The sequence below is a fragment of the Bacillus cereus genome (assembly GCF_002567495.1).
GTDB lineage: Bacteria > Bacillota > Bacilli > Bacillales > Bacillaceae_G > Bacillus_A > Bacillus_A cereus_AQ.
Map to the genome: position 1 here is coordinate 1 of NZ_NVAP01000057.1, position 11,762 is coordinate 11,762.

Sequence of the window (11,762 nt, forward strand, 5' to 3'; positions counted from 1 at the left end):
ACTTGACAGGGATAAGACCAGTATAGGCTCTTTTCTTATTTATCCTAATTTAAACTTTTAACGAGCCACGAAAACCTCTGGCAGCATAATAAGAGTCTGCTCCATTGTGGTACACGAAAACATGTCCGAAGCGATAATCGCAAAATAGAGCACCACCGAGTTCTCTAATATCTGAAGGTGTTTGTACCCAACTTGATGATTTCATATCAAAATCCCCAAGTTTTTGCAATTCCCGATATTGTTCTTCTGTTAATAGTTCAATGCCCATAGCATTTGCAACATCAATAACGTTATTTTCTGGTTTATGTTTTTTTCTTGATTCTAACGCTTCACGATCATAACAAAGACTTCTACGACCTTTAGGGCTCTCCTTTGAACAATCATAGAAAGTATATTCGTCCTTTTCTTCATCATAACCGACAACATCCGGCTCACCGCCAGTTACTTCCATTTCGTTAAGTGACCACAATTTTTCATTATTAGTAGTCAGCTTCGTTTCAACTTTAGCCCATTCAAGGCCTTCATGGCGGTTCATGTTTTTCTCAAAACGAGCTTGCAATACTTTCAATAACTCTTCACGTTTTTCTACTAGTAAGTCATTTTTATTTCCTGTCATATTAGTCCTCCCTGATGTGTGTACTGATAGTAGTTTAAGTATATATTTTATAATAAATCATCTCAATATGAAGACTGTTTCAACCTTATGTCTTGTACAAACATCCATTATAAAGTCCTAAAACCCTCCATACTCTCTCCAAGAATATAGTGTGAGAACCACATCAAATTCTGTTTCATAATAGCTTCATTCATTCCCGGCTGATTAGGACTATATGCCATTCCTTTAAATATAATTAATTCTGTATCAACTTCCATATCCATTAATCCTTGATATAGATCATGTGCATTTGTAATTGGAATTCTTGCATCCTTTTCGCCATGTTGGATTAAGGTAGGCGTACAGGCTGATTTAATATATGTCATTGGTGATGTCTTCTTATATATATCTGGATCATTCCATGGGGTATTTCCTAAATACATGCTAATAAAATAAGGGATATCTGTATTTACATAATGGGTACCCCAGTTCGTAATTCCGCCTCCAACTGAAATAGCTTTAAATCTACTACTAAATGTAGAACAGAAAGCTGATATATATCCCCCGTTACTCCATCCTATAACTCCTACTCTCTCTTTATCTACAATCCCTTGATCAACTAATTTATCAACTCCTGATATAACATCGTCGTAGTCAGCAATCCCCTGTTTTCTATAGTTTGCTTTTAAAAATTCATTACCATAACCTGAACTTCCTCTGTAGTTTGGTTCTAAAACTATAAAGCCTTTTTCGATAAACTGTTCAATCGGATATTTCTCATTAAAACAGTCTGAAAATATCGGAAAGGACGCCCAATTCGGACCACCATGGATTACTACTAATAAGGGATATTTTTTATTTGCCTCAAACTCTACTGGAGTTGATAGAACACCCTCTATTTCAAGACCATCACTACTTTGCCATGAGATGATTTCTCTGTTACTTTTAAGCCTTCCTTCGAAAAAGCTATTTTCATTCGTTATTTTTTTATCATCAAAATAGATTTCAAAGGTTTCATTTGTTATAGCCTTAGTATATGTTATATGATTGCCATCCCTTGTTATAGCGGCATCCATTATAAACCCATCTACTGGTTCGTTTAGCATTTCCACAGTGCCATTCTCACATAGCAATCCAATACGGTAATTCGTTTTATCCTGCCATCTAATTAAAATCCCTTTAGCCGTCCACTGTAATGGCATAACCGTACTATCAAAATTTATTAAAGGTTGAATTACCTCTCCCGTATTCATATCATATATCTCTAATGTACTGTCTTGTATATGGTTCTTATAGTAATTCCTCTCTCTTATACTTGCTGAGTAACAGATTTTGCTGCCCTCTGGAGAAAAACAAACGCTCCCGCCCAACAACTTATCTACATTCATCTGTTGTAGTTCCCTAGCTTCAACATCTAATATGTATAGATCACCATTCATATGATCGTTTAGGCTTGGTGTAGCCATACATACAACCTTTTCCCCATCATCTGAAATATCAAATCCATGGATATAAAAATCCTTACCATCAGTTAATTGATAAACACCACTAACCTCTTGTTCCTCTTTATCATTTTGTATCACTTTTTCTATTTCAATGTAATATAAACAATTATTCTGATGTTCCTTGCCTACATGTTGAAAATCTCCATATTGTTCCTTACGTTTCTTTATTTCCTCACATTCTTTTGATTGTGCAACATAATAAAAACCTTTACCAGTAGGCTCCCATTTGAATGTACTGATCCCTTCTTCCTCATCAGTAATTTGCACCCCTTCATAACCATCTAGTGACTTAATAAAGATTTGATTTTTCCCATTACCAACAGGGCTAAGGTATGCTATATCCCTAGAATTTGGAGACCATAATGGGCATGTACTTTCTATATCTCCATTTGTTAATAGATAACTCTGTCCCTTTTCTTTTTCATATATCCATACATGATTCCTATATGTATTGCCTTTCCAGTTAGCCGTCTTCTTAACAAACGCTACGTTGTTGCCATCATCACTTATATTTGTACTTGTTAAGGCCGGTAATGAAATAATCTCTTCTATACTTAAATATGTTTTTTCATTCACTTTCATCAATATACCCCCTTGTAATGTCCATGAATCTATCGTCTCTTCTTGTCATAATAAAGAAAACCGGTCACGAATACTTAAAATGATAACGGAAAATTCAGATAAACAAAAGTAGTTCTATTCCAAATCAGATAAAATAAAACTTTCATTAGTCAGGTTCTTTCCATCTCCCACTATCCACTTATCAATTTTAGATATTCTTTTTCGACATAAAAATACCCCTTTAGATATAATATCTAAAGGGGTACAAATTCGTAAATTTATTTTAAAGCTACAACTATATTGATTAATCTACCAATCTCCTACTCAACCGTAACAGACTTAGCTAAGTTACGTGGCTTATCAACGTCACACTCGCGGTGAAGTGCTGCGTAGTATGAGATAAGTTGGAATGGAATAACTGCTACTAGCGGTGCTAATGCTTCGTGTACAGCTGGTAATACGAAGCTGTCACCTTCCATTTCTAAGCCTTTCATTGAGATGATACATGGGTTAGCCCCGCGTGCTACTACTTCTTTCACGTTACCGCGAATTCCAAGGTTTACGTGCTCTTGTGTAGCAAGTGCGATAACTGGTGTACCATTTTCGATTAAAGCGATTGTACCGTGTTTTAATTCTCCTCCAGCAAATCCTTCTGCTTGGATGTAAGAGATTTCTTTTAGTTTTAACGCACCTTCTAGTCCTACGTAGAAGTCTACGCTACGTCCGATGAAGAAACAGTTACGCGTTGTTGCTAAAAATTGTTTTGCTAATGCGTCCATTTCTTCTTTTTGATCACAAAGTTCTATCATTGCATTTGCTACAAGTCCTAGTTCATGTGTTAAGTCGAAATCAAGAACTTCACCTTTTGCTTTAGCAATATCAGCTGCTAAGATTGAAAGCACTGCAAGCTGTGCTGTGTAAGCTTTCGTTGATGCAACCGCAATTTCTGGTCCAGCGTATAACGGAAGTGTATAATCAGCTTCACGAGAAAGCGTAGAACCAGGCACGTTTGTAATCGTTAATGCTTTATGGCCCATTTCATTTGTTTGCACAAGTACTGCACGGCTATCAGCTGTTTCACCACTTTGTGAAATGTAAATGAAGAATGGTCTTTCTGTTAATAATGGCATGTTGTACGAGAATTCACTTGCTACGTGTACTTCAACTGGCATTTTTGCAAACTTCTCGATAAATTGTTTTCCAACAAGACCTGCATGATAACTCGTTCCACATGCAATAATGTAAATACGATCGCTATCTAAAATCGCATTGCGGATGTCTTGATTTAATTCAATTTCGCCATTTTCATCTTGATACTTTTGAATTATATTACGGATTACAAGTGGTTGCTCATCGATTTCTTTAAGCATGAAATGAGGATATGTTCCTTTTTCAATATCACTTGCGTCTAATTCCGCTGTAAACGGTGCACGTTCAATCGTTTCACCTTGTAAGTTTTTAATTGTAATACTTTCTTTCGTTACGATTACGATTTCTTTATCCATTAATTCAATAAATTGATCTGTAACTTGTAACATCGCCATAGCGTCGCTTGCCACAACATTAAAGTTGTCACCAACACCTACTAATAGCGGGCTTTTGTTTTTAGCAACATAAATCATGTTTGGATTTTCAGCATCAAGTAATCCGATTGCATAAGAGCCATGTAAAAGAGATAGCGTATTACGGAACGCTTCTTCTACACTTAATCCTGTGCTCACTTGTTGTTCCATAAGCTGTACGATAACCTCTGTATCTGTTTCACTTACGAACGTTACATCTTGTAAATATTCCTTTTTCACTAATTCATAGTTTTCAATTACACCGTTATGAACTAGTGTAAAGCGTTTTGATGTACTTTGATGCGGATGCGCGTTTACTTTACTTGGAACACCGTGTGTAGCCCAGCGTGTGTGTCCGATACCTACGCTTGCTGCTACGTTCTCATCTACGATTTCACGAAGTTTTGCGATACGGCCTTTTTCTTTGTATACAACAACACCGTTCTCTGCTTGTACTGCAATACCTGCTGAATCATATCCACGATATTCTAGCTTTTCTAAACCTTTTAATAAAATTTCCTTTGCATCTTGCTCTCCAATAAATCCTACGATTCCACACATGTTTAGTCGCCGTTACAAATGCTTACACTGCTCTGCGAACATGTAACGACATAGTCCGATACCATTTTTATTTATACTAAAAAACGGATTACATATTGCTAGCCCTGTAAGCTTGTAACGGCTTTCACCTTCCTCTCGATTGGGTTTAAGTCCGTATATACTTATACAGCTAGTTTTCATCCGTTCCTCTTCTCTCATCACACTTTCACCTTTGTCCACTAAGTCACCTTAATGATTTAAGTAACAGTTTGCGGTTGTGATGAACAACCGGGAGTCATCCGCCGAAATCTCGATAAACCCCACCTCGTCAACTACACTATTTGTAGTTCTGGCGCTTTTATAATTTACATTATTTCCTTTGAGAAAAAGAACAAGACCATCTTATAACAAACATGGATAAACCGTCAATGAAATTTTTTTCATTGTCTATAAAACATATGAAAAAGGAGCACTTATTGTGCTCCTTTTTCATATAAATTCAGCTAATTATTCAGCGCCAACTTCAGCTTTCACAACTTCTACAATGCGATGTACAAATGCATCACAAACTTCTTGTGTTGGTGCTTCTGCCATTACACGAATAAGTGGCTCTGTTCCAGATGGACGAACAAGAATACGGCCATCACCGTTCATTTCTTCCTCTACAACACGAATAATTTCTTTAATTTTTTCATTTTCTAATGCTAATTTTTTATCTGTTACACGAACGTTCACTAGCAATTGTGGGAATTTCGTCATTTCTCCTGCAAGCTCAGATAATGGTTTTTTCGTCATTTTCATGATGTTTACAAGTTGAAGTGCACTTAACATTCCGTCACCAGTTGTAATGTAATCAAGTAAGATAATATGGCCTGATTGTTCTCCACCTAAGTTGTAACCACCGCGTTTCATCTCTTCCATTACATAGCGGTCACCAACTGCTGTTTTATCACTTGTAATATTGTTTGCTTCAAGTGCTTTGTAGAAACCTAAGTTACTCATAACAGTTGAAACAACTGTATTATGTTTTAATTGACCAGTTTCTTTCATGTACTTCGCACAAATGAACATAATTTGATCACCGTCAACGATGTTTCCTTTTTCGTCTACAGCAATTAAACGGTCGCCATCGCCATCAAAAGCAAGTCCGATGTCAGCGCCTTTTTCTTTTACTAATTCAGCTAATACTTCTGGATGTGTAGATCCTACACCTTCGTTAATATTCATACCGTTCGGTGAAGTCCCCATTGTTGAAATGTCAGCTTCTAAATCTGCAAATAAGTATGGAGCTAAAGAAGACGTAGCACCATGTGCACAATCTAAAGCGATATGTAGGCCAGAGAAATCTTCTTCAACAGTTTGTTTAATGTATTGTAAATATTTTTGTCCACCTTCAAAGTAATCGCTCACTTGTCCAAGGTTAGTACCTGTTGGACGTGGTAGTTCATCAACTTCTTTGTCTAATAAAGCTTCAATTTCAGCTTCTTGCTCATCTGTTAATTTAAAACCGTCTGAACCAAAGAATTTAATACCGTTATCTTGTACTGGATTATGAGATGCAGAAATCATAACACCCGCTTGTGCGTCTAGTGCTTTTGTTAAATAAGCAACTCCCGGTGTAGAAATAACGCCAAGGCGCATTACTTCTGCTCCAGTTGATAATAGACCTGCTACTAAAGCTCCTTCTAACATATGGCCAGATACACGTGTATCACGACCGATAATTACTTTTGGACGATCTGTATCTTTTGTTAATACATAACCACCAAAACGTCCGATTTTGAAAGCTAATTCAGGTGTTAACTCCTTATTTGCAACTCCGCGTACTCCATCTGTACCAAAATATTTACCCATTATGATTCGCTCCTTTTTCTTGCTCTTTTTGATTATGGTTATCTACTGTTGGTTCTTGACTAGTTTCTTTATCTTTATCTTGATTTTGATTTTGGTTTTGATTCTTTTCCTGTTCCTTTTCTGAATCAGGTTCAGGATTTTTTGGTTTCTCAGTTTGATTTTCTTGATTGGTGTTTGAATCCGGTTGTTGACCGTTACCCTGTACTTCTTTATCTGGTTTTTCTTTCTTCACAATAGTAATTTTAGCACTTTTTTGCTTTGACTCTATCGAAATATTACCAGGACCACTCACTTGAATGGAAATATCTTTCGTCCCTGGAGATACATTTTGCAGATTAATTACCGCTGCTATTTGAGCAGCTGTTATTTTATCTACTATACTTGCTTCTCCTGAAATATCAACACTTATCTTTCCATCCTGTGGCGAAAGTAACTGAGCAGTAACATCTTTAGAAAGTCCATTTTTTTGGATTGGGATACCATCAATCGTTCTTGTTTTCGTTTGTTTTGTTTTTTGCACTCCCACCGAAACTTTCACTTGATTCGGCTTTGCACTTGTTACACCCTTGGGTAATAAAACAGAGGCATCGAATGTTGTAGACTCTGTCAATTGACTAAGATCTACTTCGACCCCCTCTATCGATTGTATATTATCCAAAATATCTTTTGGACCAGCTATCGTTACTTCTCTCGGTTCAACACTAATATTTGTAACTGCCAATCCTTCTGCTAAACTCCCCTTTTTCGTATACGTTACAGGAACAGTTTTTTCAGTATTATTGGCTGTAGTTTGCGTTGCCACATTCAACGTTACACTAATCTTAGATGGACTTGTTCTTACATTTAAACGTTTTCCTTCTTTATTGTATAATGTAACTTCGGGCGTTTTTGTAACAGTTTTATTAACACCTTTTAAATCAACATACGCTTTGGCAGATGAAATACTTTCAATTTCTTCTTTCGTCCCAACTACCTCAACAGTATCCGGTTTAAGATTTGATTTTTCAAGAGTAGCTCCCGCTGGCATCTGATCCTCATTTGATAATTTCAGATCTACATGAACATATTTTCTCGCCTTTTCATGGAGAGTAACTTTAATTGTTGACGGCTGAACTGTTCCTTTCACATCATCTGGAAGCCCGTTCGTTTTTAAAGAAACTTCATAAGTTCCTTTTGCACTATCTCGTAAATCAATTGTTATGTCAAATTGTTTTTTTGCTTTTGCTGTAGCAACTGCTGCTTTTGGGCCTTCTAACTTCACTTTAACGCCCTCTGACGGAATACCACTTACAATATATTTCTCTTCATCATACTTAACCTTAATACCATAATTAGTTAATGTTTCTTTCGCATCATTCGCGAAAGGTACTATACCTGATGTCGTATTTTTTTCAGTTAACGTCGCTGACATAAAAAGCATACACGCCAATAGTAATGAGATCCCTTTTAAAAACCAATGATTCTCCATTAACTTATCCATGACGCTTTCTCCTCCAATTCCATAAAGACGAAGAAGTCGTTTTTTCGTTTCCACTAAATTCAGCTAACAGCATATCCTTCAGTTGTTCTGTCTTCAAGTCACGATGCAACTTGCCATTTTTCGTTAAAGAAATTTGACCAGTTTCTTCCGACACAACTACTGTAATACTATCAGTGACTTCACTAACTCCCATTGCAGCACGATGTCTAGTTCCTAATTCTTTAGAAATAAACGGACTTTCTGATAATGGAAGATAGCATGCTGCTGCTTTAATTGTACTTCCTTGCATAATTACTGCTCCGTCATGAAGAGGTGTATTTGGAATAAAAATATTAATAAGTAGTTCCGATGATACGTTTGCATTCAACGGAATACCTGTTTCCACATAATCACCCATACCGGTCTCTTTTGACAAAGTAATTAATGCACCAATTCTACGTTTTCCCATATATTCGGTTGCTTTTGCTATCGCTGTTGCAACCATCTCAGGTTCATCATCCTCATGAGTTCCAACACGCGAAAATAAACTCCCGCGTCCTAGCTGCTCAAGTGCTCTTCGCAATTCTGGCTGAAAGATAATAATAACGGCTAAAAATCCCCACGTTAATACTTGTTCAGTTAGCCAATATAGCGTATGCAATTCAAGGAAAATACTGATCATCCGAACGACAATAATAACTGTAATCCCTTTTAAAAGTTGAACAGCCTTCGTCCCTCGGATTATGAGAATTAGCTTATATATAATAAACCATACAACGGCAATATCTAATACCGTACTAAGATATTTCAAAATGGTCGTATCTTCAAAAGGCATGCTAACCCTTCCTCCTACTTACGAGCAATTCTATCCATATATTGAAATATTGTTTTATGCTCTATCTGTATGTATTTCCAACAACTAGTTAATTATACCATACATGAAACAAACAACAATTACAAACAACCCCCCTTTAGCTTAAATTGGTAAGATGTCAAACATTATTATCGTACAGTATAATATAAGTCATTATTATACGCCTATTTTCAAATAAAAAAAGCAACTTCTCAGTTGCTTTTCTTACATTTATTTTAGTTTTTCACCGAATAAAGAACCCATTAAAGCAACTGCTGTTGTTGCTGTTCTATTTCTCTCATCTAAAATCGTATTTACCTCAACAAATTCAGCAGATGTGATAATATCAGCTTCTGCTAACATTTCCATCGCTAAGTGGCTTTCACGATAAGATAGACCACCAATTACAGGTGTTCCAACACCTGGTGCATCATGAGGATCAAGACCATCTAAATCTAATGACAAGTGTACACCATCAGTATGAGATAAATATGCGATTGTTTCTTCCATAACAGCCGTCATCCCTATACGATCAATCTCATGCATTGAGAATACTTTAATACCTTCATTGCGAATGAAGTCTTTTTCTCCTTCATCCAACGCACGTGCACCGATAATTACAACATTCTCTTTTTTCACCTTTGGGTATGCTCCGTATAAATCTACAAGTGAAGAATGTCCATAACCTAAACTTGCTGCAAGTGACATACCGTGAATATTTCCAGATGGTGAAGTTTCCTCTGTATTTAAATCACCGTGTGCATCATACCAAATAACACCCAAGTTTTTATAATGTTTTGCTACACCAGCTAATGTACCGATAGCAATACTATGGTCACCACCTAATACAAGTGGAAAACGACCTTCTTCTATAATATGATCCACCTTACTTGCTAATTCATTACATACAGTTGCAACTTGTGTAAGGTTTCTTAATTTTGTATTCGCATCTACTTCTTTTTCTCTCTCTATACATATATCTCCCATATCTTTAACGTCATATCCAATTTCTTCAATTCTTTCAATTACCCCTGCATAACGAATCGCGCTCGGTCCCATATCAACTCCACGACGCATCTGTCCTAAATCCATTGGAACTCCAATAACTGAGATTTCTTTTTTCATAGATAGTATCCCCCTTTTATGCCTTCACTAAATATTTTAAATCTTTTATATAGTCTGACTCAACTCGACATTTTTCTGTATGGATATACAATTTATTCACTTATATCCACGTTAAAATCCAAATTTTAAAACTGTTCTATGTATAAAGTTAACTTAATGAAATAACTTCAATCACTATTATTAAATAATAATAAAAAACACTCCTACATTTAGAAGTGTTTTCCTGACGCCATTTTCCACACTGCTGCAATATTTTTCGCTGTCATTTCAATATTCTCTTCTGCTACTTTATATGCTTCTTCTAGTGTCATCGGACTCGTTGTAATACTAAATACTGCATCTATTCCTTTTTCGTACACAGCTGAATAATCACATGATACAGATCCTCCAATAGCAATTACAGGCACAGAAAACCGTTTCGCATGCCCTGCAACACCAACAGGAGCCTTTCCATATGCAGTTTGTTCATCTATTCTACCTTCACCAGTTATAATGAGGTTTGCATCTTCTATATGTTTATCGAAATTTGTATAATCCAATACAATTTCAATGCCTCTCCGCAAGTCTCCCTTTAACACTGAAATAACAGCAGCTCCCATCCCTCCCGCTGCCCCTGCACCAGGTATTTCAGATACATCAAAAGATACATATCGTTTAAGAATGGTCGCATAATGTTTTAAATTCTCATCTAGCTCTTTCATCATCTCTATATTCGCACCCTTTTGTCTCCCAAATACGAAAGATGCTCCCTGCATTCCGACTAATGGATTATCCACATCACATGCCGCTTCTATTTTTATCCCCTTTAAGCGTGGATCCATTTGTGAAAAATCAATAGCAACAATCGAATGTAACGTGCCTCCAGACGGATCTATTACTTCATCTTTGTCATTTAGAAATCTTACTCCTAAAGCTGCTAACATACCTGCCCCACCATCATTTGTAGCACTTCCTCCAAGTCCTAAAATTATGTACTCCACTCCTTGATCTAGCGCATGTAATATAAGTTCTCCTGTTCCTTTTGTCGTTGTAATAAGTGGATTTCGCTTTTCAACTGGAACGTGTTGTAATCCTGACGCTGCTGCCATTTCAATAAACGCTGTCTTTTTATCTTTAGAAATGCCATAAAAAGCTTGTACACCTTCTCTAAGCGGTCCTATCACACTAATTGATATAATTCTCCCCCCTGTAGCATCAACAAGCGATTCAACCGTCCCTTCTCCTCCATCTCCAATTGGTATTTTCATATACTTTGCATTAGGTAAAATCGCTCTAAAACCTCTTTCAATAGCTTCACATACTTCTATAGCTTTTAGGCTTTCTTTATATGAATCAGATGCAATAACAACTTTCACAATTATCCCCCATCCCTTATTTTTACGTTTTCTTCATTTTAAATGATAAATATAAAAGTTTCCTTTTTAAACACAAAAAAAACTTACATCGTATGATGTAAGCTTTTTTTATTTAGATGGAGCCTAGCGGGATCGAACCGCTGACCTCCTGCGTGCAAGGCAGGCGCTCTCCCAGCTGAGCTAAGGCCCCTTAGTAATAAAGCGGAAGACGGGATTCGAACCCGCGACCCCAACCTTGGCAAGGTTGTATTCTACCACTGAACTACTTCCGCGAAAATGGTGAGCCATGAAGGATTCGAACCTTCGACCCTCTGATTAAAAGTCAGATGCTCTACCAACTGAGCTAATGGCTC

Annotated in this window: 9 protein-coding genes and 3 tRNA genes; all 12 read right to left on the reverse strand. The window is 36.7% G+C overall.

Annotation, left to right across the window (positions count from 1 at the left end; translation table 11 throughout):
• Positions 1-49 precede the first annotated feature (49 nt).
• Positions 50-616 carry a DUF4256 domain-containing protein gene (locus COK05_RS26740; protein ID WP_098614957.1) on the reverse strand — a complete coding sequence of 189 codons (567 nt, stop codon included), beginning with the start codon at positions 614-616 and terminating at the stop codon, positions 50-52.
• Positions 617-723: 107 nt separating this feature from the next.
• On the reverse strand, positions 724-2,682 hold the full coding sequence (locus tag COK05_RS26745) for a S9 family peptidase (RefSeq protein WP_141539272.1): 1,959 nt from the start codon (positions 2,680-2,682) through the stop codon (positions 724-726).
• A gap of 299 nt (positions 2,683-2,981) precedes the next feature.
• The gene (gene glmS / locus COK05_RS26750) at positions 2,982-4,784 is read right to left on the reverse strand and encodes a glutamine--fructose-6-phosphate transaminase (isomerizing) (protein ID WP_098614959.1); all 1,803 of its coding nucleotides are present in this window, start codon (positions 4,782-4,784) and stop codon (positions 2,982-2,984) included.
• A 12-nt stretch (positions 4,785-4,796) separates the two neighbouring features.
• Complete coding sequence (locus COK05_RS26755) at positions 4,797-4,982, reverse strand: hypothetical protein (RefSeq protein ID WP_001206405.1); 186 nt, start codon at positions 4,980-4,982, stop codon at positions 4,797-4,799.
• A gap of 288 nt (positions 4,983-5,270) precedes the next feature.
• Positions 5,271-6,617 (reverse strand): phosphoglucosamine mutase, encoded by a 1,347-nt coding sequence (gene glmM / locus COK05_RS26760; RefSeq protein WP_000521478.1) that lies wholly within the window; start codon positions 6,615-6,617, stop codon positions 5,271-5,273.
• Complete coding sequence (locus COK05_RS26765) at positions 6,610-8,097, reverse strand: CdaR family protein (protein ID WP_098614960.1); 1,488 nt, start codon at positions 8,095-8,097, stop codon at positions 6,610-6,612. The genes glmM and COK05_RS26765 overlap by 8 nt, the downstream gene beginning before the upstream one ends.
• Positions 8,090-8,911 carry a diadenylate cyclase CdaA gene (gene cdaA / locus COK05_RS26770; protein WP_016084011.1) on the reverse strand — a complete coding sequence of 274 codons (822 nt, stop codon included), beginning with the start codon at positions 8,909-8,911 and terminating at the stop codon, positions 8,090-8,092. The genes COK05_RS26765 and cdaA overlap by 8 nt, the downstream gene beginning before the upstream one ends.
• Before the next feature lie 249 nt (positions 8,912-9,160).
• Entirely contained in the window at positions 9,161-10,054 is an 894-nt protein-coding gene (gene rocF, locus COK05_RS26775; RefSeq protein ID WP_098614961.1) for an arginase, read from the reverse strand.
• A gap of 209 nt (positions 10,055-10,263) precedes the next feature.
• Positions 10,264-11,409 carry a glycerate kinase gene (locus COK05_RS26780; protein ID WP_098614962.1) on the reverse strand — a complete coding sequence of 382 codons (1,146 nt, stop codon included), beginning with the start codon at positions 11,407-11,409 and terminating at the stop codon, positions 10,264-10,266.
• Between the two features lie 117 nt (positions 11,410-11,526).
• Positions 11,527-11,599 (reverse strand) — tRNA-Ala (locus COK05_RS26785).
• Between the two features lie 10 nt (positions 11,600-11,609).
• A tRNA-Gly gene (locus tag COK05_RS26790) sits at positions 11,610-11,681 on the reverse strand.
• Positions 11,682-11,686: 5 nt separating this feature from the next.
• A tRNA-Lys gene (locus tag COK05_RS26795) sits at positions 11,687-11,762 on the reverse strand.

What these genes read in the sequence shown, in the direction of transcription:
- glmM (WP_000521478.1), bottom strand. Translation starts at nt 6,617, where the DNA reads ATGGGTAAATATTTTGGTACAGATGGAGTACGCGGAGTTGCAAATAAG.
- COK05_RS26755 (WP_001206405.1), bottom strand. Translation starts at nt 4,982, where the DNA reads ATGAGAGAAGAGGAACGGATGAAAACTAGCTGTATAAGTATATACGGA.
- COK05_RS26740 (WP_098614957.1), bottom strand. Translation starts at nt 616, where the DNA reads ATGACAGGAAATAAAAATGACTTACTAGTAGAAAAACGTGAAGAGTTA.
- COK05_RS26745 (WP_141539272.1), bottom strand. Translation starts at nt 2,682, where the DNA reads ATGAAAGTGAATGAAAAAACATATTTAAGTATAGAAGAGATTATTTCA.
- glmS (WP_098614959.1), bottom strand. Translation starts at nt 4,784, where the DNA reads ATGTGTGGAATCGTAGGATTTATTGGAGAGCAAGATGCAAAGGAAATT.
- rocF (WP_098614961.1), bottom strand. Translation starts at nt 10,054, where the DNA reads ATGAAAAAAGAAATCTCAGTTATTGGAGTTCCAATGGATTTAGGACAG.
- cdaA (WP_016084011.1), bottom strand. Translation starts at nt 8,911, where the DNA reads ATGCCTTTTGAAGATACGACCATTTTGAAATATCTTAGTACGGTATTA.
- COK05_RS26765 (WP_098614960.1), bottom strand. Translation starts at nt 8,097, where the DNA reads ATGGATAAGTTAATGGAGAATCATTGGTTTTTAAAAGGGATCTCATTA.